The 24,708-nt window shown below is 58.8% G+C and carries 22 protein-coding genes; 5 read left to right on the forward strand and 17 right to left on the reverse strand.

Annotated elements, in window-relative coordinates; translation table 11 throughout:
* Positions 1-217: alpha-isopropylmalate synthase regulatory domain-containing protein (locus Q7L55_07750; protein MDO8732448.1), on the forward strand; the 217-nt coding region annotated here is incomplete at its 5' end.
* A 60-nt stretch (positions 218-277) separates the two neighbouring features.
* Here the strand turns inward: Q7L55_07750 and serA are convergent.
* The 7 genes from serA to Q7L55_07785 form a co-directional block, all read right to left on the reverse strand.
* The gene (gene serA / locus Q7L55_07755; GenBank protein MDO8732449.1) at positions 278-1,861 is read right to left on the reverse strand and encodes a phosphoglycerate dehydrogenase; all 1,584 of its coding nucleotides are present in this window, start codon (positions 1,859-1,861) and stop codon (positions 278-280) included.
* Between the two features lie 65 nt (positions 1,862-1,926).
* A complete protein-coding gene (locus tag Q7L55_07760; GenBank protein ID MDO8732450.1) occupies positions 1,927-2,415 on the reverse strand; it encodes a prepilin peptidase in 489 nt (162 codons plus the stop codon).
* A 112-nt stretch (positions 2,416-2,527) separates the two neighbouring features.
* On the reverse strand, positions 2,528-3,559 hold the full coding sequence (ilvC, locus tag Q7L55_07765; GenBank protein MDO8732451.1) for a ketol-acid reductoisomerase: 1,032 nt from the start codon (positions 3,557-3,559) through the stop codon (positions 2,528-2,530).
* Positions 3,560-3,628: 69 nt separating this feature from the next.
* A complete protein-coding gene (gene ilvN / locus Q7L55_07770) occupies positions 3,629-4,165 on the reverse strand; it encodes an acetolactate synthase small subunit (GenBank protein MDO8732452.1) in 537 nt (178 codons plus the stop codon).
* On the reverse strand, positions 4,165-5,952 hold the full coding sequence (locus Q7L55_07775) for an acetolactate synthase large subunit (protein MDO8732453.1): 1,788 nt from the start codon (positions 5,950-5,952) through the stop codon (positions 4,165-4,167). Before Q7L55_07775 ends, ilvN begins: the two co-directional genes overlap by 1 nt.
* Before the next feature lie 171 nt (positions 5,953-6,123).
* A complete protein-coding gene (locus Q7L55_07780) occupies positions 6,124-7,047 on the reverse strand; it encodes a DUF2510 domain-containing protein (GenBank protein MDO8732454.1) in 924 nt (307 codons plus the stop codon).
* Between the two features lie 106 nt (positions 7,048-7,153).
* On the reverse strand, positions 7,154-8,785 hold the full coding sequence (locus Q7L55_07785; protein ID MDO8732455.1) for an FAD-dependent oxidoreductase: 1,632 nt from the start codon (positions 8,783-8,785) through the stop codon (positions 7,154-7,156).
* Between the two features lie 286 nt (positions 8,786-9,071).
* Here Q7L55_07785 and Q7L55_07790 point away from each other — a divergent pair, with 286 nt between their 5' ends.
* Positions 9,072-9,749, forward strand: coding sequence for a class I SAM-dependent methyltransferase (locus Q7L55_07790; GenBank protein ID MDO8732456.1), 678 nt, complete (start codon positions 9,072-9,074; stop codon positions 9,747-9,749).
* On the opposite strand, the gene Q7L55_07795 is transcribed toward Q7L55_07790, so the two are convergent.
* The gene (locus Q7L55_07795) at positions 9,720-10,109 is read right to left on the reverse strand and encodes a DUF302 domain-containing protein (protein MDO8732457.1); all 390 of its coding nucleotides are present in this window, start codon (positions 10,107-10,109) and stop codon (positions 9,720-9,722) included. The two genes, Q7L55_07790 and Q7L55_07795, sit on opposite strands and share 30 nt — an antisense overlap.
* Positions 10,110-10,325: 216 nt before the next feature.
* Between Q7L55_07795 and Q7L55_07800 the strand changes: the two genes are divergently transcribed.
* Together Q7L55_07800 and Q7L55_07805 are read left to right on the forward strand one after the other, a co-directional pair.
* On the forward strand, positions 10,326-10,529 hold the full coding sequence (locus Q7L55_07800; GenBank protein ID MDO8732458.1) for a DUF2892 domain-containing protein: 204 nt from the start codon (positions 10,326-10,328) through the stop codon (positions 10,527-10,529).
* Between the two features lie 220 nt (positions 10,530-10,749).
* Entirely contained in the window at positions 10,750-11,010 is a 261-nt protein-coding gene (locus tag Q7L55_07805) for a metal-sensitive transcriptional regulator (protein MDO8732459.1), read from the forward strand.
* A gap of 1 nt (position 11,011) precedes the next feature.
* Here Q7L55_07805 and ilvD read toward each other — a convergent pair whose 3' ends face one another.
* The 9 genes from ilvD to Q7L55_07850 all read right to left on the reverse strand — a co-directional run bounded on the left by ilvD (position 11,012) and on the right by Q7L55_07850 (position 22,520).
* Complete coding sequence (ilvD, locus tag Q7L55_07810; protein ID MDO8732460.1) at positions 11,012-12,859, reverse strand: dihydroxy-acid dehydratase; 1,848 nt, start codon at positions 12,857-12,859, stop codon at positions 11,012-11,014.
* 75 nt (positions 12,860-12,934) lie between these two features.
* Entirely contained in the window at positions 12,935-14,455 is a 1,521-nt protein-coding gene (gatB, locus tag Q7L55_07815; GenBank protein MDO8732461.1) for an Asp-tRNA(Asn)/Glu-tRNA(Gln) amidotransferase subunit GatB, read from the reverse strand.
* Positions 14,452-15,945: an Asp-tRNA(Asn)/Glu-tRNA(Gln) amidotransferase subunit GatA gene (gatA, locus tag Q7L55_07820; GenBank protein MDO8732462.1), complete on the reverse strand. Its 1,494-nt coding sequence runs from the start codon at positions 15,943-15,945 to the stop codon at positions 14,452-14,454. The genes gatB and gatA overlap by 4 nt, the downstream gene beginning before the upstream one ends.
* 2 nt (positions 15,946-15,947) lie before the next feature.
* Complete coding sequence (gene gatC / locus Q7L55_07825) at positions 15,948-16,241, reverse strand: Asp-tRNA(Asn)/Glu-tRNA(Gln) amidotransferase subunit GatC (GenBank protein ID MDO8732463.1); 294 nt, start codon at positions 16,239-16,241, stop codon at positions 15,948-15,950.
* A gap of 23 nt (positions 16,242-16,264) precedes the next feature.
* Positions 16,265-18,439 (reverse strand): NAD-dependent DNA ligase LigA, encoded by a 2,175-nt coding sequence (ligA, locus tag Q7L55_07830; GenBank protein ID MDO8732464.1) that lies wholly within the window; start codon positions 18,437-18,439, stop codon positions 16,265-16,267.
* Positions 18,432-19,454, reverse strand: coding sequence for a methionine synthase (locus Q7L55_07835; GenBank protein ID MDO8732465.1), 1,023 nt, complete (start codon positions 19,452-19,454; stop codon positions 18,432-18,434). The genes ligA and Q7L55_07835 overlap by 8 nt, the downstream gene beginning before the upstream one ends.
* Complete coding sequence (gene mnmA / locus Q7L55_07840; protein ID MDO8732466.1) at positions 19,451-20,536, reverse strand: tRNA 2-thiouridine(34) synthase MnmA; 1,086 nt, start codon at positions 20,534-20,536, stop codon at positions 19,451-19,453. The genes Q7L55_07835 and mnmA overlap by 4 nt, the downstream gene beginning before the upstream one ends.
* The gene (locus Q7L55_07845; GenBank protein MDO8732467.1) at positions 20,533-21,717 is read right to left on the reverse strand and encodes a cysteine desulfurase family protein; all 1,185 of its coding nucleotides are present in this window, start codon (positions 21,715-21,717) and stop codon (positions 20,533-20,535) included. Before Q7L55_07845 ends, mnmA begins: the two co-directional genes overlap by 4 nt.
* A 23-nt stretch (positions 21,718-21,740) precedes the next feature.
* Complete coding sequence (locus Q7L55_07850) at positions 21,741-22,520, reverse strand: enoyl-CoA hydratase-related protein (GenBank protein MDO8732468.1); 780 nt, start codon at positions 22,518-22,520, stop codon at positions 21,741-21,743.
* An 80-nt stretch (positions 22,521-22,600) separates the two neighbouring features.
* On the opposite strand from Q7L55_07850, the gene glgX reads away from it, so the two are divergent.
* Entirely contained in the window at positions 22,601-24,706 is a 2,106-nt protein-coding gene (glgX, locus tag Q7L55_07855) for a glycogen debranching protein GlgX (GenBank protein ID MDO8732469.1), read from the forward strand.
* Positions 24,707-24,708: the final 2 nt, after the last annotated feature.

Genomic DNA, 24,708 nt, shown 5'->3' on the forward strand with positions numbered 1-24,708 from the left:
TTTCTGCGATGCCTTGGCTTCGCACGGAGTCGAGGTGCGGGTCTTGGATTACGCAGAGCACGCCATGAGTTCAGGCGGTGACGCCAAGGCAGCGGCATACCTCGAGTGCGCCATCGACAATAAGGTGATTTGGGGCGTGGGTATCGATTCGTCGATCACAACTTCGTCACTGAAGGCGATCATCAGCGCGGTCAATCGGGCGGTACGCAGCGAATAGCAATGCCAAACAGAACAAGGCCGGAGCGATGCTCCGGCCTTGTTCTGTTTGCTGAGATTGTTAAGCCAAGCTCACCGCATGCCCTGAATGCGCACCGATCTCAGCGACGATGGTTGCAAGTGCATCTGCAGGAATCTTCTGATCAACTGTGAGCGCAATGAGCGCATGGCCTGAGTCGTTGCGCGAGACCTGCATGTTGGCAATGTTGATGCCAGCCTCACCAAACACACGTCCTACGACGCCGACTACACCCGGCTTATCGTGGTAGCGCAGGAATGCCAGGTAGTCGCTGATCTGCACATCGATGTCATAGCCATCAAGTTCAACGAGCTTGCCGAGGTTTCGTGGTCCGGATGAGGTGCCAGCCACCACTACGTTCGTGCCATTGGTCAGGGTCAATCGCACGCGCACCAAGGAGCGATGATCGCCACTGTCCTCGTCAGTGGTCAACGCCACCTCAACCCCCCGCTGCTCTGCAAGTACTGGTGCATTCACAAATGAAACCGGGTCATGGACAAGGTTTTGAAAGACACCTTTGAGGGCGCTCAGCTCAAGCACCCGCACGTCATGCTCGATGACCTCGCCACGCACCTCAACATCCACTCTCTCGACTGCATCCTCGGCAAGACTGCACGCAATGAGTCCGAGCTGCTCGGCGAGCATCACCAATGGCTTGACGGCTTCGGCCATCTGACCGCCCTGAACATTGACGGCATCAGGAACAAGTTCGCCGGCCAGCGCCAGGCGTACTGAGCGGGCCACAGAAATGCCGGCTTTCTCTTGAGCCTCATCGGTGGAAGCGCCAAGGTGCGGAGTCGCGACAACTGATTCAAGGGTGAAGAGCGGTGAATCAGTGCACGGCTCCTTGTTGTACACATCGACGCCAGCCCCGGCCACTCGACCGTCAACCAAAGCCTCGTACAGAGCCTGCTCGTCAACGATGCCGCCGCGCGCTGCATTGATGATGCGCACCGTCGGCTTCACCTTGTGCAGTTCAGCATCACCAATGAGGCCGACAGTCTCCGGAGTCTTGGGCAGGTGGACAGTGATGAAGTCACTTTCTGCCAGCAGATCGTCAAGAGTCACCATGCGAATGCCAAGTTGAGCAGCCCGGGCCGGCTGAACGTAGGGGTCATAGGCAATCAGCTTCACTCCGAATGCACTGAGGCGCTGCGCGACCAGCATGCCGATGCGGCCTAGGCCAACCACGCCAACCACCTTGTCAGCCAACTCAACACCTGTGTACTTCGAGCGCTTCCACTCTCCGCGACTCAGGGCCGCATTGGCAGGAACGATGTTGCGTGCGCTGGCCAGCAGCAGCGCCACTGCAAGCTCTGCTGCACTGACGATATTTGAGGTTGGGGCATTGACCACCATGACACCGGCCTGAGTTGCGGCCTTCACATCGACGTTGTCCAGCCCAACCCCGGCGCGCGCGACAACTTTCAGCTTCTTGGCAACTGCCAGAGCTTCAGCATCGATCATGGTCGCCGAGCGAACGAGAATTGCATCGACATCCGTGATGGCCGCGAGCAGGGCTACCCGGTCGGCGCCGTCACACTCCACGATCTCGAAGTCTGGGCCCAGGGCCTCAACTGTGGCCGGGGAAAGTTCTTCAGCGATGAGTACGCGGGGCTTAGTCACCGGGAGAGTCTAGCGAGGGCTGCTGGCCTCACCTGCCTGCCCTCAACTGCCCAATCCCTCAGAATTCACAGCCCAGAGGCGGCCATACCGAAGCCTGAGCCCAAGAGCAAACCGCAGCCAAGGCCAAGGAACATGAAGGGCCCAAATGCTATGGACGAGCCCAGACGTACCCGGCCAGTGACGAGTAGGACCAAAGACCAAACGCCGCCGAGCAGCCAACATGTCATCAGGCCCAGGATCGCGGCATCCCAGTTCAGCCAACCCAAGGTCGCGCCGAGCAAAGGCGCCAACTTCACGTCGCCAAAGCCCATGGCTCGACCTGAACTCACCAGCCACACCATCCCTATCACTGCCAGCCAGAGTCCGGAACTTTCCAGGGAACGAACAACATGCCATTGGCCGCCAAGAAACCCAGCCAGACCAAGGCCGAAGGCAACAACCGCATACATCGGCATCACGATGCGATTGGGCAAGCGATGTTCCCGAATATCGATGACTGACAGAACAGCTCCAACAGCCACCCACGCGACGAGCAGTGGAGCGAGAGCGGCCATCGCACGAGTATGCGAAGCCAAGGCAATTCGCGCATCTCGCAATGCCGTGCCTGTGGACAAAGAAGAGGCGGCCGAACCCATCGGGGTCCGGCCGCCTCAGCGATGCTTGGTGTCAGCGGGCAGCAGTGCCCTCGACGTAGTCGTCACCGCGGGTGTCAACCCAACTCATCAGCCCACGGAGTTCGCGGCCAATTGCCTCAATCGGGTGTGCCTCGCCCTTGGCACGCAGTTCCTTGAACTCAGGCCCGCCAGCAAGCTGATCGGCCATGAAGCGATTGGCGAAGTTGCCATTTTGGATGTCCGCCAGAACCGCCTTCATGTTTTCCTTGACATGAGGATCGATGACGCGCGGCCCGGATACATAGTCGCCGTATTCCGCAGTGTCCGAGACGCTCCAACGCTGCTTTGCAATGCCGCCTTCGTACATGAGATCGACGATGAGCTTGAGCTCATGGAGACACTCGAAGTAGGCGACCTCAGGCTGGTAGCCAGCTTCAGTCAAGACCTCGAAGCCATACATCACCAACTGCGATGCGCCACCGCAGAGCACCGACTGCTCGCCGAAGAGGTCGGTCTCAGTCTCTTCAGTGAAGGTGGTCTTGATGCCACCGGCGCGAAGAGCGCCAATGGCCTTGGCGTAACTCAGTGCGAGTGCCCAGGCATTGCCGGTTGCATCCTGCTCGACTGCAACGATCGCTGGCACGCCTCGACCTGCGACGTACTCACGACGCACGAGGTGTCCTGGACCCTTGGGAGCGACCATGGCGACATCGACCGTGGTTGGCGGGGTGATGAATCCATAACGGATGTTGAAGCCGTGTGCAAAGAACAGCGCATCACCGGGCTGCAAGTTTGGCTCAATGGCCGTGGCATACAGCGCAGACTGAACAGGGTCTGGCACAAGCACCATGATCAGGTCGGCTTCGGCGCAAGCCGTTGCAGGATCAACAACACGCAAGCCAGCCTCTTCGGCCTTTGCACGGCTCTTGGAACCTTCAGCCAGGCCAACGCGAACGTCGACGCCTGAATCGCGAAGGGACATGGCGTGGGCGTGACCCTGGCTGCCAAAGCCAAGGACTGCGACTACGCGATTCTGAATGATCGACAGATCGGCGTCGTCGTCATAAAACAGTTCAGCTGCCACCGGAGGTTCTCCTTATTCAATATGGGACTTGCACATGTGCGTAGGAATTGCAATGTTGCGCCCAACAGGTTACGCCGTGCGTTCGCCTGACTTGTCCGCAGGCCGAGTGGATCGATCAGAGATGGAGCGCGAACCACGGCCAACAGCAACCATGCCCGACTTCACCAATTCTTTGATGCCGAACGGCTCCATGACTTTCAAGAAGTCAGCGAGCTTTTCCGGGTTGCCAGTGATCTCGATCGTCAAGGCCTCGGGCGCCACGTCAACAACCTTCGCCTTGAACAGCTGCACGACTTCAATCACCTTGCTACGAGAATCGATATCTGCCCGCACCTTGACGAGCATGATTTCGCGCGCCACTGCAGCACCCTGATCGAGTTCGACGATCTTCAGCACATTGATCAGTTTGTTCAGCTGCTTGGTGACCTGCTCGAGAGGCAGGCTCTCAACGTTCACGACGATGGTCATGCGCGAGACATCGGGCACCTCCGTTGGGCCAACGGCAAGAGATTCAATGTTGAAGCCGCGTCGAGAGAACAAACTCGAGACGCGCGCAAGCACGCCGGGTTTGTTCTCAACGAGGACTGAGAGAGTGTGTCGACTCATTATTCGTCCGACCCCCATTCTGGAGCCATAGAGCGCGCGACCAGGATCTCGTCATTGCTCGTTCCTGCAGCGACCATCGGCCACACCATTGCGTCCTTGTGCACTACAAAATCAATGACCACAGGGGCATCGTTAAGGCTCATTGCCTTCTCGATCGTGGCATCAACTTCATCGGGATTCTCACAACGCAAGCCATGGCAGCCGTAGGCATCAGCCAACTTGACGAAGTCAGGCAAGCGATGCGAATGCAGATCAGTGTTGGAGTAGCGCTCGTTGTAGAACAGAGTCTGCCATTGACGAACCATCCCGAGGCTGCTGTTGTTGATCAAGGCAACCTTGATCGGGATCTCGTTGATCGTGCAGGTGACAAGTTCCTGATTTGTCATCTGGAAGCAGCCGTCTCCATCGACAGCCCACACCGTCCTGTCCGGCATCGCCACCTTGGCTCCCATGGCCGCTGGCACAGCAAAGCCCATCGTTCCGAGCCCACCTGAATTGATCCAGGTGCGCGGTTGGTTGTACTTGATGAACTGCGCAGCCCACATCTGGTGCTGGCCCACGCCTGCCGTGTAGATCGTGTTCTCGCCAGAAATGACGCCGAGTCGCTCGATGACGTACTGCGGGGACAGACCTTCTTCTGACAGGTCGTAGCCCAAGGGATAGGTCGCGCGCATGTAACTGAGCTGACTCCACCAGCCCTCATAATCACCGTGACGCCCCGCGGCATATTCGGCCTCAATCGCCACGATGAGTTCGGGGATGATTTCGAGCAGGTCGCCGACGATTGGGACTTCAGCGAAACGATTCTTGCCAATCTCGGCCGGGTCGATGTCTGCATGAATGACTGTGGCATTGGGAGCAAAGCTCGAGAGCTTTCCCGTAACGCGATCATCGAATCGCGCACCCAAGGTCACCAGCAGATCGGCTTTCTGCAAGGCCCCAACTGCCGCGACCGTGCCGTGCATGCCAGGCATGCCCAATTGCAGCGCGTGATTGTCAGGGAACGCGCCGCGTGCCATCAAGGTGGTGACCACGGGAATGCCAGTGAGTTCGGCCAAGCGCAACAGCGCAGCAGATGCGTTGGCGCGAATGACGCCACCGCCGACATAGAGCACTGGTTGACGTGCTTCGACCATCAAGCGGGCAGCCTCACGCACCTGCTTTGCATGTGGACGTGTCACCGGGTGATAGCCAGGGAGGTCCATGGTTGGCGGCCAGTCAAAGGAGGTCATGGCCTGCATGGCGTCCTTGGAGACGTCAACGAGCACCGGACCCGGGCGGCCAGTGGATGCGAGGTGGAAGGCCTCAGCGATGGCCTGCGGAATGTCATCGGGATTGGTGACCAAGAAATTGTGCTTGGTGATCGGCATGGTGATGCCGCGGATGTCCGCCTCCTGGAAGGCATCGGTACCAATCGAAGCGCTCGCCACCTGACCAGTGACAGCGACCATCGGCACTGAATCCATGTGGGCATCAGCGATCGGTGTCACCAGATTGGTGGCACCCGGGCCACTGGTTGCCATACACACGCCCACTCGACCCGAGGCTGCCGCGTAGCCCTCGGCTGCGTGTCCGGCGCCCTGCTCATGGCGAACGAGGATGTGTCGAATCTGCCGAGAATCCATGAGTGGGTCGTACAGGGGAAGAATTGCCCCACCTGGAATCCCGAAGACGTCGGTGACCCCGGCCGCCTCTAGGGACAGCACGAGACTCTGCGCTCCCGTGACCTGCTCGCTCATTACTTCCTTCTTCTCTTGGGTCTTATCCGGTGCATCACACTGCCCCACTCAATAAGAAACCCTCCGACCCTTTCGGGAAGCGGAGGGAGCGCGCCAGCTAAAACTCAGCCTGCGCGCCTAGTAACTACGAGAGCAGTTGACACAAGGCCGAACTTTACTCCTATGCCACCCGTTATGTCACCCTATTTCTGGAGTGACGAGCACCACGCCTGCCTTGGGCTACTGCTTGGCCGCCTGCTCACGCGTTTGCACGACTGGAAGCTGCTGCACTGCCTGCGTGATGCTGGCGGTGGCGGACTTCAGCGCGGCGCTCGCGCAGGCACCGTCCGCCGTGGGGCAAGCCTGGATCTTGGCGGCCACAGCGTTCACCTGATCAGCAAGGGTGGCAAAGTCCGTGGCATAGGACTCATAGAGGACCAGATCAATCCCCTTGATTTCAGTGGCCTCCCCTTCTTTCTTGGGATAGCCAGCAACAGCGGTGGTCAAATCGACACTCGCCTGAGCGAAGCCTGGAGCAGTGCCAAGGACAGATTCAGGAGTTTGGCCGGCCAGATTGCTGCCAGAGAACTGAGCGGCCAGAGTTGAACTGGCCTCATAGGAGTGCTCCACTTTCACTGCATTCAGGGTCTTCACTGCAAAGCCAAGCCCGATTAGCAGGCTGAGCAGGAAGAACACTCCGCAGAGGAAGAGCATGCGCCCCGGTTCTCGCTTGTAAGGAGCACGCAGCTCGGCAGTCCACTTCGATCCGTCCCAGTACCGCTGACTGTTCTTGCGAATGGGGTCTGCGTAGAAGCCCGGCTCCAGACGTGCTGGCATGACTTTCAACTTGCCTCGACGAGTTGACCTTCGAATGAACACGGGGAGCAGCGAGCCGAGCGCGAACTTGACGAGGATTTCCGCGGCCAGACTGAGATAGCCACTGAAGAAGACGCCACTAATCGTTGCGTTTGCAAGGCTCCAATCGAAGTCGGCCTTCAACAGGACAAGCACCCCGACCAGAACGTCTGGCACGGTGAGCATGAGTCCCACGATGAACCAGACGTCGAACCAGATGGGTCGGCCATACAGCCGAATCGGGTCTTGGAACGTTTCCGAGTTACTGGCCCGGTTCTTCTCGAGCTTTGCGCGCGCCTTGGCTTTCACCGAACCTCGTTCTGGAGTCTTGGGCAGTAGTCCGCGAGTCAGCGGCGATGTGCATCGTGCCAGTTTTGCAGGGGAAGCGAGGGGCTGATTCAGAAAATCTGAGGTGCTAGTTGCGTGCAGCTGGTGAATGGCTCCAGGTTTCATAGCCGCCGTCAAGGTTCACCGCCGTGACACCACATTCACGCAGCAGGTTGGCAGCCGTATGGCCCCGCTGCCCCACCTTGCAGTAAACGATGACGTCCTGCTTGGGCAACTGATCACATCGACCCCTCAAGTCATCAACGGGAATGTTGATCGCCTCCGGAATATGCCCCTCCTGAAATTCCTCAGGGGTCCGGACATCAACCAGCACAGCTCCTCGGTCCATATGCGCTGCCAGTTCATTCCACTGCAAGGTCTGAGTGAGGCCACTCAAAACATTGTCGGCCATGTAGCCCAGCATGTTGACCGGATCCTTCGCCGAACCAAACGGCGGCGCATAGGCAAGTTCCAAATCGGCTAACTCAGGTGCAGTGATGCCTGCGCGCATTGCGGTGGCGAGCACATCGATGCGCTTGTCAACACCCGCACGCCCTACTCCCTGAGCGCCAAGAATCTGGCCAGTCGCTGGATCCACGACCATCTTCAGCATCATCGATTCCGAACCTGGGTAATAGCCAGCATGGGAACCCGGATGGGAATGCAGCACGACACAAGGCCGGCCTTGGGCACGCAGGCGCTTCTCACTCCAACCCGTCGTGGCCACCGCCAGATCGAACACCTTCACGATCGCCGTGCCGATCGTGGGCACCTCGCGAACCGGGCGCCCCATGATGTGATCGGCCACCATCCGGCCCTGGCGATTGGCAATGTTCGCAAGCGGCACAAGAACGGCCTCACCATCAAGGGCGTCGGTCTTCTCGACCGCGTCACCAACGGCATAGATCGACAGATCACTTGTGCGATTGAAGGCATCGACGACGATCCCTCCCCTGGGCCCGACCTCAAGGCCTGCCGCATGGGCCAGAGCCGTGTCGGGACGAACGCCGATTGCCAGGATCACTAGATCAGCATTAATCCGAGACTGATCTGCCAGTACGACCCCTTGCTCATCAATGGATGACAAAACTGAGCCAAGGCGCAAAGTGATCCCGTGTGCAATCAACTCTTCAGCAACAGGCATTGCCATCTCGGGGTCGAGTGGTGCAAGCACTTGATCCAGTGCCTCAACGAGCGTGGTGGGAATCCCCCGATGCACCAAGTTCTCTGCCGTCTCCACTCCAATGAATCCACCGCCAATCACTACCGCGTTCTTCGGGTGGCTGGTGACAGCTTGGGTCAGTCGCGTGACGTCTTCGATTGTGCGCAAGGTCAGTGCACGCTCAATGCCAGGCAGATTTGGCACGATTGCCTGCGCCCCTGGGCTCATGATCAAGTAGTCATATGGCAACTCATAGGAAATGCCATCAACCAGATTTCTGACCTTGACTGATTTCGCAGTTCGGTCGATGCCCGCGACCTCAGTCAGCACTCGCACGTCAAGGCGGAACCGGGCATGCAGACTCTCGGGCGTCTGCAGCAGCAGATCTCCTCGATCGGCGATGACACCACCGACGAAGTACGGCAGACCACAGTTCGCATAGGAGACGTAGCCGCTGCGCTCGATCACGATGATGGACGCAGTCGGATCCAGCCTGCGAAGGCGCGTCGCCGCAGACATCCCGCCGGCAACGCCGCCAATGATCACGACCTGCCTCATCTCAGCCCCCAAACAGGCGGGACAAGAACCCGCCCTGCTTCTTGGCGGCAGCCTTCTGAGCTGCCGTACACGTGCATCGTTGCGCCTTCGGCACTCCCCGCATCACCTGATCCACATGCTGGCCACAGCCAGCCCATGAGGTCTTGCCGCAGTTTTGGCAGGTCGCTTGTCGACACATGAGGTTCCATTTCGGTCGTGGGAGCATTGGTGCTATTGCTATAAGCATACCCCCCGGGGTATGCTTATAGCAATTCAACCGCTGACCGTCGACACCAAGGCAGGGCACGTGAGTCAACACGCAGAAGGTTCTTGGGATGCGCGCTTTGCCAAGGACGGCTACCTGTTTGGCACCGACCCGAATGCATTCCTCGTACGCGAGTCCCACCACATCACGCCTACCGGCTTGGTGTTGGCTGTCGCAGACGGCGAAGGCCGCAACGGCGTTTGGCTTGCCCAGCAGGGATATGGCGTGCACGCAATCGAAGCTTCGCCAGTTGCCATGGACAAGGCCAAGTCACTGGCCGTTTCACGAGGCGTGTCTATCGCAACGGGATTCACGTCGATTGAACCAGGATCCATCTTCTTCGAACAGGTGGACGTGCTGAACTGGACTTGGCCTATCGAGCAGTACGACGCCGTTGTTGCGATCTTCATTCAATTCGCCATTCCAACCCAGCGGGACAAGCTGTTCGCCGAAATCAGCGCCGCAGTCAAGAACGAGGGAGTCTTGCTGATGGAGGGCTACCACCAGCGCCAACTTGGCTTTGGGACGGGAGGGCCATCTGCACTGGAGCAGTTGTACGACACAGAATTGCTGCGGGAGTCCTTTGCCGATCTGGACCTCATCGTGTTGCGCGATTACGACCAGGAGATTGACGAGGGGCACGGACATAAGGGCACGTCGGCATTAGTCGATCTCGTGGCTCGCAGAACTTCACGACTCGATACTGTCCAGCGCGATTGAGAGCTTCTCTGAGACTTCTGCAGCAATGGCCTGCATCTGCGAATTCGTGGCAAGCTCACTCATGATGCTCGGATCGATGAAATCGACAACCGTCCCACTGGGGGTCGCTCGCACCACGACATTGCACGGCAGCAAGAGCCCGATCTCCGGTTCGGCCTGCAGGGCGCGCAAGGCCATGGCCGGATTGCATGCGCCCAGAATCAGATAGCGATCGAACTCAGCGCCCAACTTGGTCTTCAAGGTGGCCTGCATGTCGATTTCTGTGATCACGCCGAAGCCTTGAACAGCCAAGGCAGCACCGACCTGAGCCCTGACCAGATCAAAATCTCGATCGAAGGTTCGGCTCATTGAGTACGTCATCGTGTATTCCTCACTGTTGAGAATCAGGCTCGCACACACTGTTCAGACAAGCGACAAGTTCTTTTGAACCGTCGGCATGCTCACCCTGTTTCAGTATACCCATTGGGGTATGCTGAAACAGTTCAGTCAGTCTCGAAACTTCTCCCATGTTTCGAACAGTTGTGCTACTCGAGCCTCATCTGTTCCGGCTGACTCGCGCAATCGAAAGGAACCACCATGCGTACCAACCAAAGCAACGTCGATCGCATCATCCGTGTTGTACTGGCTGCAGTTGCGGTGGTCGTGGCGCTGCTTATCGGCGCCAGCAGCGTGCTCGGCATCATCTTGTTCGTCGTTGCGGCGATCTTGCTCATCACGGCCGCTGTGGGCTTCTGCCCTCTCTACCGAATTCTGGGACTGCGGACAAACAAGTCCACGTGACCACGCGCGCCTGACGAACAGTTACGTTCCCTACACGTCGACTAGGTGATGGCAGTTACTCCGCCAGAGAGTCGATGTACGTGCAGATGAAACCGGTGACGCTGACCAGCCTCAGCGTCGAGTGTGATTTCAGTTCTCACGACAGAGACTGTTTTGACTTGCCCCGCCATGCTGGCTGTTGTGCTTCATACCCCTATGGGTATGGATTTATAGTGATGCCATGGAAATTGACAACGAATTGCGCAAAGACGTGATGAATCGCCTCAAGCGTGCGCGCGGACAAATCAACGGAGTCATCAACATGATGGAGGAGGGCCGTTCCTGCTCCGATGTCGTCACGCAGATCGCCGCTGTGTCAAAGGCACTCGAGCGAGTCGGCTTCAAGATTATCGCCACCGAACTCAAGCAGTGCATTCAAGCGGGCGGCGACGTAGCGAAGGCTCAAGCCGACCTGGAGAAGCTCTTCTTGGCGCTGGCCTGAACTAACCGAGCAGGCTCACATCGCGGACAGCACCTGTGTCAGCTGAGGTCACCATCGCGGCATATGCCTGAAGCGCGGGCGACACTGTGCGATCTCTGCCGATTGGCTTGAAACCCTGCTTGCCCTTGGCCTCCATCGCCGCACGTCGTGCAGCCATTTGCTGATCTTCGATATCAACATTGATGGTGCGGTTGGGAATGTCGATGACGATCCGATCCCCCTCCTCGATCAATGCGATCGCGCCACCTGAAGCTGCTTCTGGCGAAACGTGCCCGATGGACAGGCCTGAGGTGCCACCGGAGAAGCGACCATCGGTGATGAGCGCACAGAGTTTGCCCAGACCCCGGGACTTCAGGAAAGAGGTTGGGTACAGCATTTCCTGCATGCCTGGACCGCCGCGCGGACCTTCGTAGCGAATCACGACAGCATCGCCAGCCACTATCTGCTTGTTCAGGATTGCCTCAACAGCATCATCTTGACTGTGGAAGATCCGCGCTGGGCCCGCGAAGGTCAGCAACTCCTTCTCCACTCCCGCTGTCTTTACGATGCAACCGTCAGGTGCGATGTTGCCGTGCAGCACAGCGAGTCCGCCATCCTGCGAGAAGGCATGCTCGCGATCGCGGATGACACCCTCTGACCGATCCAGATCCAGCGAGTCGTAGCGCCGATCCTGGGAAAACGCAGTCTGCGTCGGTATGCCGCCGGGTGCAGCGCGGTAGAACTCAAGTACCGATTCATCCTTCGTCTGCGCGATATCCCACTTGGCCAGAGCCATGGCCATCGTCGGCTCGTGCACAGTCGGAAGATCGGTGTGCAGCACTCCAGCGCGGTCGAGCTCACCGAGAATCGCCATCACTCCCCCTGCGCGATGGACGTCTTCCATATGAACGAGCTGCGAAGCGGGAGCAATCTTGGAAAGGTTGGGCACCTTGTGTGACATCCGATCGATGTCCTTCATCGTGAAGGGAACACCTGCTTCGCTCGCAGCGGCCAATAGATGCAGTACAGTATTCGTCGATCCGCCCATGGCGATGTCAAGTGCAATCGCATTCTCGAATGCCTCGAAACTGGCAATCGAACGCGGCAGCAGGGTCTCGTCGTCCTGCTCGTAGTAGCGCTTGGTGATCTCCACGATCAAACGACCGGCACGCAAGAAGAGTTCCTTGCGATCGGCATGCGTCGCCAGCACCGAGCCATTGCCCGGTAGCGAAAGCCCGAGCGCTTCAGTGAGGCAGTTCATCGAGTTTGCGGTGAACATGCCAGAGCACGACCCACATGTCGGACAGGCCGACCGCTCCATCGCGTCGACTTCCTCATCGGAGTTCTTCTCATCACCAGCTTCGACCATCGCGTCGATGAGATCGACTTTGCGAGTCAGACCATGCCAGGTGACCTTGCCAGCCTCCATGGGTCCACCTGAGACAAACACCACCGGCACATTCAGACGCATGGCCGCAAGGAGCATGCCGGGCGTGATCTTGTCGCAGTTCGAAATGCAGACCATTGCGTCTGCGGTATGTGCATTGACCATGTATTCGACCGAATCAGCAATGAGATCGCGACTCGGGAGCGAATAGAGCATGCCTGCGTGTCCCATCGCGATGCCGTCATCGATCGCAATGGTGTTGAACTCCTTGGCGATGCCGCCAGCGGCTTCGATCTCGCGAGCCACGAGCTGACCCAGATCCTTGAGGTGGACGTGCCCAGGAACAAACTGAGTGAAGGAGTTGACCACCGCAATGATCGGCTTGCCGAAGTCGCCATCCTTCATGCCAGTGGCACGCCAAAGTGCCCGCGCACCGGCCATATTGCGACCGTGCGTTGACGTGCGGGAGCGATACATAGGCATGGCAGACCTCACAGAACTGTTGGGCTATCTGAACCAAGACTACGCCGCGTCAGCCGAGGCCTAATCGAATAGCCACTATTCGCTTACGCCGAGCCTTTCGAGGAGAAGCGATCGGACCTTCGCCGCATCGGCCTGACCGCGGGTGGCCTTCATGACGGCGCCCACAATGGCACCAGCTGCTTGCACCTTGCCACTTTTGATTTTTTCCGCAACGTCGGGCTGGCCAGCTAGCGCCTCGTCGATTGCTGCGAGCAGCGCTCCGTCGTCACTGACGACTGCGAGCCCGCGGCTTTGCACGATGGCATCGACCGTGCCTTCGCCGCCTATCAGGCCTTCGAATACCTGCCTGGCGAGCTTGTCGTTCAGTGCGCCACTGGCGATAAGCACCTCGACCTGCTGGATGTCCTGAGGTGTGACGTTCAACTGATCGAGTTCGAGTCCCTGCTCATTGGCAACCCGCAGCAGCTCGCCGGTCCACCACTTGCGCGCCGCGCTGGAATCAACGCCAATAGCGATGGTTGCTTCTACGCGTTCGATGGCACCTGAGTTGGCAAGGGTCTGCAACTCGAATTCACTGATCTGCCATTCGATCATCAGCCGCGCTCGCTTCACCGAGGGCATTTCAGGCAAACCGGCGCGCAACTCTTCAACCCAGTCACGACTTGGAGCCATTGGCAGAAGATCTGGCTCTGGGAAGTACCGGTAATCCTCGGCTTGCTCCTTTGAGCGTCCGCTGGTTGATCGACCGGTGTCCTCGTTGAAATGTCGAGTCTCTTGAATGACTCGACCGCCTGAATCCAGGACCGAGGCCTGCCGCTCAATCTCGCTTCGCACTGCACGCTCGACCGAACGCAGGGAGTTCACGTTCTTGGTCTCACTTCGGGTTCCCCAGCCGTCGCCAGGCTTGTTCAGCGAGAGGTTCACATCACAACGCATCGAGCCCTCTTCCATGCGGACATCGGAAACCTCAAGCGCGCGCATCACATCGCGCAGTTCAGTGACGTAAGCGCGAGCAACCTCGGGTGCCAACTTGCCGGTGCCGATGACGGTCTTGGTGACAATCTCAATAAGCGGGATGCCGGCGCGGTTGTAGTCAACGAGCGAGTAGTCAGCGCCATGGATGCGACCTGTTGCTCCACCTGTGTGCGAGAGCTTGCCGGTGTCTTCTTCCATATGAACTCGCTCGATTTCGACGCGCACCACCTGCGGGCCATCGTCGGTTGCGACCGTGACGTCTAGATAGCCGTCAAAGCACAAGGGCTCGTCGTACTGGCTGATCTGATAGTCCTTGGGCATGTCCGGGTAGAAGTAGTTCTTGCGCGCGAAGCGACACCAATCTGCGATCGTACAGTTCAGGGCCAGGCCAATGCGAATGGTCGACTCAATCGCCTGCCGATTGACAACAGGCATCGAGCCGGGAAGACCAAGGCACACAGGACATACATGGGTATTGGCCTCGGCCCCAAACGCAGTCGAACAGCCACACCACATCTTTGAGTTGGTGCCGAGCTCGACGTGAGTTTCAATGCCGATGATTGGCTCATAGCGGCTGATGGCCTCGTCATATGGCAGATAGACATCGGTTGCTGAACTCATAGTGATGGAGCCTCCTCAATCAGCAGATGACCCCATTTGTCGACGAGCGCGGCTTCAAGAGCCCCACCCGCGAGGTAGAGCCGATCGTCGGCCATGGCCGGGGCCATGAACTGAAAGCCAACCGGTAGCCCGTCCTCGGGAGCAAGGCCAACAGGCAGCGACATTGCACAGATGCCTGCGAGGTTGACTGGGATCGTGGCGACATCGTTCAGATACATCGCAATGGGATCGTTCAACTTCTCCCCCAGCTTGAATGCTGTGGTGGGCGCAGTCGGCGACGCGAGTACATCGACTTTTTCGAAGGCCGCGTTGAAGTCGCGGGTAATCAGCGTTCGCACTCGTTGCGCCTGGGCGTAGTACGCGTCGTAGTAGCCGCTGGAAAGAGCGTAGGTGCCCAGAATGATGCGTCGCTTCACCTCCGGTCCAAATCCGGCCTCGCGAGTGATCGCCATGACCTGTTCAACGGAGTTCGAGCCGTCGTCGCCAGCGCGCAAGCCGTAACGCATGCCATCAAAACGAGCCAGATTGCTCGAGGCCTCCGATGGCAGAATCAAGTAATAGGCCCCGAGCGCATATTCCATATGCGGGCATGACACTTCGACTATCTCCGCACCCAGATCTTGAAGAAGGTTCAGCGCCTCGGTGTATCGCTGCGCGACTCCCGCCTGATAGCCGTCGCCACCCAACTCCTTGACCACGCCGATGCGCATTCCGCGAACGTCACCTCGTTGAGCTGCACCAACAACATCAGGCACTGGCGCATTGATGGAAGTGGAATCCATTGGATCGTGGCCAGCGATGACTGCATGCAACAAGGCGGTGTCCAGAACAGAGCGCGCGCACGGGCCAGGCTGATCAAGGGAGGAGGCCAGCGCAATCTGGCCGTAGCGCGAAACTCCGCCGTAGGTGGGTTTGACGCCAACTGTTCCGGTGACCGATGCCGGCTGGCGAATGGAGCCACCGGTGTCGGTGCCAATAGCCAGCGGGGCCTCGAAGGCGGCAAGCGCTGCTGCGGAACCACCACCCGACCCGCCGGGGATCCGGTCAAGATCCCATGGGTTGTGTGTGGGGCCATAGGCCGAGTGCTCAGTAGAGGAGCCCATCGCGAACTCGTCCATGTTCGTCTTGCCAAGGATCACAATGTCGGCCGCACGAAGGCGCTGCACCACTGTTGAGTCATACGGAGGACGCCAGCCCTCAAGGATCCGAGACCCCGCCGTAGTCGGCTCGCCCTTCATCGCGAGCACATCCTTCAACGCAAGGGGAACACCGGCCAGGGGTCCCAGTTGCTCGCCGCTGGCAATACGCGCATCAATGCTCTTGGCTTGCGCAAGCGCCGAATCACCAGTCAGGTGAAGGAAGGCGTGCACCTTGTCATCAACCGCAGCGATTCGATCCAAGTGCACTTGAGTCACCTCAACTGCAGACGTCTCTCTACTTGCGATCGCAGCAGCCAAGGTGGCAGCGGACTGCCGGATGAGATCACTCACTGCTATTCCTCGTCCAGAATTCTGGGCACGCGAAAGCGATCGTCCTGTGCTGAAGGCGCCCCGGAGAGCGCTTCATCGCGACTCAGGCTCGGCTTCACGACGTCATCGCGGAAGACATTGACCATCGGGATGGGGTGCGACATGGGCGGGATGTGATCGGCCGTGACCTCCGAGATACGGGCCACCGATTGCAGGATCACATCGAGCTGCCCCGCGTAGTGATCGAGTTCGGCTTCAGTGAGCTCAAGTCTGGCGAGTTTGCCCAAATGTGCGACATCGGCCCTGCTGATAGACATACCGCCATTCTATGAACCACACCTTATGAACGAAGCGCGGCTGCCAAGCCGTCGGCAAGCAGCACCGCGAAACGCTCTGGGCTGACCACAGGAACACCCAAGGCTTCTGCCTTGTCGAGCTTGGATCCGGCATTCTCGCCGGCGACAAGTACATCGGTCTTCTTAGAGACCGAACTCAGCACTTTGCCGCCGGCAGCAACGACAGCTTGCCCAGCCGAATCTCGGGTGAAGCCGTCAATTGATCCGGTGATCACGACGCTGACTCCCGTGAGCGCGCCTTCGGCCTTCACCTTGCGCTCATGCGCGAGTTGCATGCCGCCTTCACGCCACTTGTCGATGATTTCGCGATGCCAATCGACTGCAAACCATTCCGCCACCGCTTCGGCAATCACTCCCCCAACACCTTCGACGGCCGACAGATCCTCTGGTGAGGACTCTGCAATGGCATCGATCGAGCCAAACTCATCCGCGAGTGCCTGAGCAGCAGATGGCCCAACATGGCGAATGGACAGCGCGACAAGCATTCGCCACAAAGGTCGACTGCGGGCAACGTGCAGTTGATCGAGGATGATCTTCGCGTTCTCGCTGAGTTGGACTGCTCCGTCACCGGCATCCGCGGCCTTGACGAAGAACTCGCAAGTGGCCAAATGCTCGCCGTTGAGCAGAAAGACATCTCCGATGTCGCTGACGATGCCGCAGTCAAGCATTGCCGCAGAGGCTTTTGCACCTAAGCCTTCAATGTCCAAGGCTCCGCGCGAGGCTATGTGAATCAGGCGTTCGCGCAATTGCGCCGGACACGACCGCGAGTTGGGGCAGCGCAGATCCTTGTCGCCCTCTTTCTCAGGTGCGAGTTCGCTGCCGCATTCAGGGCAGTGCGTAGGCATATGAAACTCACGCTCTTGACCCGTCCTGAGTTCAATGACCGGTCCGAGTACTTCCGGTATGACATCGCCGGCCTTGCGTAGAAACACCATGTCGCCAATGAGCACGCCCTTGCGGGCAACCTCGAAGCCGTTGTGCAAGGTGGCCATCGCAACTGTCGAGCCAGCCACCTTCACTGGTTCCATCACTGCGAACGGAGTGACGCGACCTGTGCGCCCGACATTGACTTGGATGTCGAGCAATCGCGTGCGCACAACTTCAGGTGGGTATTTGTAGGCGATCGCCCATCGGGGTGCTCGGGATGTTTCACCAAGGGCGCGCTGCATCAGGAAGTCATCCACTTTGATGACAATGCCGTCAATTTCGTGCGCGACGTCATGCCGGTGTTCGCCGTAGAAGTGCACGTACTCCATCACTCCGGCCATATCCGCATGGATGGCGATGCGATCGCTGGTCGGCAATCCCAGTGCCGAGAGCAGCTCATATGCGTGGCTCTGGCGGGTGATAGCCAAGCCATCGACCACGCCGACACCGTGCAGAGTCAGGTCGAGTCGGGCCAGTCGATTGGTCGCATGGTCCACTTCAGCCTGCAGCCGATTCACCCGCGCCAACTGACGCTCAGTCTTGGCCTTGCGCCGCGCCTCTTCGAGCTCGTCCTGCCGCTTGTCCACTCGCTGCCGCAGGCTGCCCGCAGCCGCATTGCGCGGGTTGGCAAGAGGCGCCAGCCCCTGGTCGAGCAGTTCGGAGTTCAGAGAATCGAAAGCCGCGACGGTCAAGAACACCTCGCCACGCACCTCGATGAGCGCCGGCATCTCGACTCCCGGCTGCGCAGTCAGCGTCTGGGGAATGGCCGGCACAAAATGAGCATTGAAGGTGACGTCCTCCCCTACACGCCCGTCGCCACGGGTGGCAAGGCTCTTGAGCTGACCCCGCTCGTACACGGCGTCGATCGCGAGTCCGTCGATCTTCAATTCACACAAGAGCGCGGGGAACGTCTCAGCAGATTTCTCCAGGCGAGTGAGCCAGGTCTGAAGTTCTGCATCATCAAAGACGTTGTCCAGGGAGTACATGCGCTGGAGATGCTCAACTGGCGAGAAAAGAGCGCTGGCTGCTCCTCCCACTTCCGTGGTCGGAGAGTCCTGCCCTTGCAGAATCGGCCACTGTGTCTCGAGCTCGACCAGTTCTGCGAACAGCCGGTCGTACTCCGCGTCATCAATGGAGGGGTCATCGTGCAGGTAATAGGCATTGCGTGCTGCTTCGATCTGCTCCACGAGCGCAAGCCAGCTTGCGCGCGCAGCATCTGGAACCTCAGCCACTGGGTTCCTCCTGTCTCAACACCCGCCCGGCGCGCACGCATGCACTGTATGCAGCACGAACCTGCGACCACTGCGCCCCCGCGCAGCCACAAGTCGGCGTGATCACCACATTTGTCATGTGCTGAGCATCGTCCATGCCGAGATGATGCGCGAGCGTGCGCATCGGTGCACTGACTACTGCATCGCTTCTGCGCGGGTCAAGATTCGCGAGCGGACTGACACTTCCCGCCCAGATGCCGACTCCGGACTCCCAGGCTTCGCCGATGGCGTCCTCGTCGATGCCAGCGAGGGTGAGATCGAAGCTGACGAATTTGGCCTGCGCATTTATCAGGACGCGAATAGGTGGCTGGGCCGCGCAGCAATGAACGCCACTGATGAGCTCAGGGACAGCCGTCAGCATTTCACGCAAGGCATCCTGTACCAGCGGCGGATCGACTGGGTCAAAGCGCGAGAGGCCACTCACGCTGCCAATCGTTCCGTCGAGCACAGCATTCAAGCCTGGCTCGTCGACTTGCAGGAGGATCGTGGCGGCAGGAAATCTGTGCTGCAGTTCAGCCACATGAACGCGGACGGCTTCAGCCAGTGCGCTGGCCAAGTCGCGACAAGCTCCGGCATCCTTGAGCACGCGTTCGCCGCCTGCGAGTTCGATGCTAGCGGCCATAGTCCAAGGACCGACGATCTGTGCTTTGAGTGGTCCGGAGTAGTCCCGTCCAAACTCCTCTAGGGCATCCAGATCCTCCCCCACCCACGAGATCGCTGTGCGCATGAGTCGACTCTTGCCGTCAGTGATGCGCCAGCCATCGGCAGTGGTCTCAAGCCCGAAGTCCGAACCAACGGCGTGCAGCAAAGCGCCTGTACGGCCGATGCAATCCCCGCCTGGCCCACGATTGGGAAGCTCGGGGACGTGCAGGAAGTCCGGTAATTCACCAGCAACGATGCGGGCTGCCTCGCGGGAATTCTCGCCGGGAAGCGATCCGATGCCTGTCGCCGCCGCCGGCTCCCAGGGAAAACTCAACTGATGACGACTCGGCGAGTTCGCTCCACTGTGGCAGAGCCAATCACCCGAGTTCCGTCGTAGAGCACTACTGCCTGACCGGTAGCCAGACCACGAATCGTCTGATGCAGATCTACTACGAGTACGTCTTCAACGAGTTGAGCAATTGCATCCACCGGCTCGCCATGAGCGCGCACTTGCGCAGTGCAGGCCGTCGGCGTGCCGCCCAATGATTCGTTGGTCCAGGTGGGTCGTACTGCCGAAATCTGGTCAATATCAAGCAGAGTCGGGGGACCAACGAACACCTTGCGCGTTTGGATATCGATGTCGACGACATATCTCGGTTTGCCGTCTGCTGCGGGAACTCGAAGGTCAAGACCGCGCCGCTGCCCAATCGTGAAGCCAAAGGCGCCTTCGTGCTCGGCCACGACCTCGCCGGATGTTAGATCAATAATCTCGCCCGGCTGATCGCCCAATTTGCGGCGTAGGAATGCACCAGTGTCGCCATCGGGGATGAAGCAGATGTCGTGGCTGTCCGGCTTGCGCGCTGTCAGCAATCCGCGCCCCTCGGCCTCGGCGCGAATCTGTTCCTTGAAATCCCCCCCCAGCGGGAATAGCGAGTGTTCGAGCTGCCAGCTTTCCAGCACTCCAAGAACGTAGGACTGATCCTTTTCGGGATCGACCGCGCGATGAAGCTCCTTCCCGTGCGGGCCATCAGTCACAAGTGCGTAGTGCCCAGTTGCCACAGCGTCGAAGTCGAGCGCAAGAGCACGATCCAGAAGTGCAAGAAACTTGATGCGCTCATTGCATCGAAGGCATGGGTTCGGCGTATTGCCGTGTTGGTATTCGTCGAGAAAGTTCTCCATCACATCGATGGCGAACTGCTCCGAGAGATCCCATACATAGAAGGGAATGTCCAGACGATCGGAAACTCGCCGAGCATCTCGAGCGTCATCAAGAGTGCAACAACCTCTCGAACCAGGCACACTCGCGGATTTCGAAAGCGCAAGATGAACGCCTGTGACCTCGTGTCCAGCATCAACCATCCGCGCTGCTGCTACAGAGGAGTCGACTCCCCCAGACATGGCGGTCAGGACTTTCATGCCCGGCTCCGAACTGCGCCTGCACGAGTTGCGCGTTCAACTGCACCGGGCAAGGCGGCAAGCAATCGATCAATGTCGCTTGTGTTGGTTTCGCGACCAAGGCTGAAGCGAAGTGAACCACGGGAAGCCTGCGCCTCGGCACCCATGGCAAGCAGTACGTGGCTGGGTTCGGGAATGCCTGCCGTGCAGGCTGAACCAGTCGAGCAATCCACTCCAGCTGCATCGAGCAACAACAACAGGGCATCGCCTTCGCAGCCATCAAAAGTGAAGTGTGCATTGGCAGGCAGCCGATCATTGCCGAGTAGATCTGGGTCACCGTTGAGGCGAGCGCTAGGAACTGCCTCGAGCACCCGCAACACCAAATCATTGCGCAGCACACGGACTCGGGCAGCAAAGTTCACTTGATTCATCACGCTGTCGTGCACGGCGACAGCGAAGGCAGAGATTGCAGCCGCGTCCAAGGTGCCCGAACGGATTTCGCGCTCGTGGCCACCGCCATGCAGGACAGGTGTCGGCTTGACATCTGGATCCAGGATCAGCGCACCCACACCAAAGGGTCCGCCGACCTTGTGCCCGCTGATCGTTACCGCCGTTGCACCGAGTTCGCTGAGATCCATGTGCAGTTGCCCGAGCACTTGCACCGCATCGGTGTGGAAGGGCACGCCGTAGGACCTGCACATGTCGGCGAGTTCATGCACCGGCTGCACAGTGCCAACCTCGTTGTTCGCCCACATCACTGTGCACACCGCGATGCCGCCTTCTGCAAGCGCCTGTTCCATAGGCGCTAGTACCACTCGTCCGACACCATCCACTGGCGCCCAAACGACGCGCGCGGCCTCGTGCTCGGCAAGCCAATTGACTGGATCAAGGACTGCGTGATGCTCAATAGCAGAGGCAATGACGCCGGTATTACCTGCGGATTCGCCGGTCCAAAACAGGCCTTTGACTGCCAGGTTGTCGGCCTCGGTGCCACCACTTGTGAAGATCACAGCGCTTGGTCGCGTGTACAGGTCCGCAGCAATGCTCTCGCGCGCCTCTTCAACGATTCGACGTACACGACGGCCCGAATCATGCAAGGAAGAAGGGTTGCCAACCAGTTCGCTGACTTCTAGCCATCGCAGCCGAGCTGCGGGAAGCATCCGGGTTGTGGCAGCGTGATCCAGATAGCTGCGGTCAGTCACAAATCGACATGGTAGTGCCCGCCTCAGCGACCAGTGAAACTTGCTTTACCCGGGCCGTTTTCAATGAATGACTGCATTCCATTGATGCGGTCCTCGGTGGCAAATAGCGACGAGAAGGCTTGCCGCTCCATTTCAAGTCCAGTTTCAAGATCGACATCGAGTCCGCGATCAATCACACGCTTGGCCGCCTGCATCGCAATGCGGGGCCCGGCTGCAAGCTGAGTTGCCCACTCCATCGCTCGCGCGAGCACCTGATCTGTTGGCACGACAACATCAACAAGACCAATGGACAGCGCTTCCTGTGCATCAACGAAGCGTCCCGAGAAGATCAGCTCTTTGGCCTTCGCTACACCGATGAGTCGAGGCAGGCGCTGAGTGCCTCCGGCACCTGGGATCAAACCCAGCAGCATTTCGGGTTGACCCAATCGCGAGTTCTCGGCCGCCACGCGGAAATCACAGGTGAGTGCCAATTCGCAGCCGCCTCCCAAGGCGAAGCCGGTGATCGCTGCGATGCTGGGCTGAGGAAGGCGAGCTACCGCAGAGAATGCCTCTTGGAGTCGCACAGAGATGTTGATCATCGCCTGGTAGTCGAGTTCAGCCATTTCCTTCACATCGGCGCCGGCGGCAAATAGCCGTTCCCCGCCATACAGCACCACGGCGCGCACATCATCGCGAAGCGCAAGTTCACTCGCCACCTGGAAAATCTCTGACTGCACCTGCACTGACAAGGCATTCATTGGCGGACGCTGCAGAGTGACGACAGCCACTGCATCAAGAACTTCAAGATTGACGAACTCAGGCATGTCTTCTCCACTTAAATGAGGCGGTTCAGGGGAGCCTATCGGCGGACTTTCGCCCTCGCAGCCCTAGTAGCGTGTATCCAATGGCCCACACGCATGCACGTCCCGGTTGGGATCCCTTAGGGGTCACGCCTGATGGCAATGGCGGTGTGAATGTGGCCTTGTGGGCTGAGGGCGCTGAACTGATTCAGTTGTGTCTGTTTGACGAAGCCGGCGTTGAAAGTCGCATCGACATCACGCACAAGGTGTTCAACATCTTTCACGGACACGTCCACAACGTGCCGATAGGAACTCGCTATGGATTTCGAGTCCACGGTCCCTGGGATCCCAATATTGGCCATCGCTGGAATCCGAATAAATTACTGATCGATCCCTATGCGCGCGCGATCGAAGGTGAACTTGCGCTTGACCCATCAATCTTCGGTCACGTTGGCACCGACGATTTGGCATTCAACGTCGCTGACTCCGCTGAATTCATGCCGCGCTCAATCGTGGTCGACAGCAAATTCGATTGGGGCGACGACAAATTTCATCACGTGTCTTGGGGCGATACGGTCATTTATGAGGCTCACGTCAAAGGCCTGACAAAACTGCATCCGGGTATTCCCGAACATCAACGCGGTACCTACGCAGGTGTTGCGCATCCGCTGGTTGTCGAACATCTGAAGTCCCTGGGTGTCACCTCCATTGAACTCATGCCCGTGCATCAGTTCTTCAATGAGATCCATCTGCTTGAGACAGGTCTGACGAATTATTGGGGCTACAACTCGATCGGCTACTTCGCGCCCCATGCTCTGTACTCATCAACTGGCACTCGCGGCGAACAGGTCAATGAGTTCAAGCAGATGGTCAAGGATCTGCACGCAGCGGGGCTCGAGGTGATCCTCGATGTCGTCTACAACCACACGGCCGAGGGCAACGAGATGGGCCCAACCTTGAGCTTTCGAGGCATCGACAACGACGACTACTACCGGCTCCGCGATAGCGGACGTCACTACACCGATTACACCGGCACTGGAAACACCTTGGATATTTCCAAGCCGCATGTACTCCAGCTCGTCATGGATTCACTGCGCTACTGGGTCACTGAAATGCACGTTGACGGATTTCGATTTGATCTCGCCTCGGCACTGGCACGATCGATGCACGATGTCGACATGCTCGGCACCTTCATGTCCACGATCCATCAGGATCCGGTGCTCCGCCGGGTCAAGCTCATCGCTGAACCCTGGGACGTAGGGCCTGGCGGCTATCAAGTCGGCGAGTTTCCCTCACTGTGGACTGAGTGGAATGGCAAGTACCGCGACTGCATCCGCGATTTCTGGCGGGGTGCAACGGGCATCAGCGAAGTTGGCTGGCGCTTGACCGGCTCGGCTGATCTATACGCCTCCGAGGGCCGTCGACCTTTTGCATCGATCAACTTCATCACGGCGCACGATGGCTTCACGATGAACGATCTCGTGAGCTATGAGACCAAGCACAACGAGGCCAATCTCGAGAACAACCGCGACGGCACCAACGACAACCGTTCACGCAACTACGGAGTCGAAGGGCCAACTGAAGATCTGGCGATCAATGGCGTTCGCGATCGACAACTTCGCAACTTATTCACCACCTTGGCTCTGTCAACGGGCGTGCCAATGTTCACCGCAGGCGACGAGTTCGGAAGGACTCAGCGCGGCAACAACAATGCCTACTGTCAAGACAATGAGATCTCCTGGATCGAGTGGCAACTCACCAAGAGGCAAGCCGACCTCTTGGCCTTCAACCAACAGGTCATGCAGATTCGCAAATTGCATCGAGCCTTCCGGCAGCGCTATTTCTTCGACGGTCGGCCGATGACGGAAGGCGGTCCCAAGGATCTGGCGTGGATCGGGCCCGACGGTCATGAGGTGCCGGAGAGCGCTTGGCATGACGCAGATCAAAGAACTCTTGGCATGTACATCGCAGGTGATCTAGAGGATCGACTCGACGGCCCACCGGTCAGCGACGATTCATTTCTGCTGATCATGCATGCGGGCGAAGAGGAACTGGAGTTCACCTTGCCAGGCAAGCCCTATGGCGCGAGCTACCGGCGCATCCTGGATTCAGCGGCCGATCAATCAACGCAGTCCGAGGCAAACGAATCCGCTGGTGGAGTCATCACAATGGCTCCGCTAAGCCTGGTGCTGTTCCGAGTCAGCGACTAAAA

Source organism: Actinomycetota bacterium (genome assembly GCA_030650795.1).
Taxonomy (GTDB): domain Bacteria; phylum Actinomycetota; class Actinomycetes; order S36-B12; family S36-B12; genus UBA11398.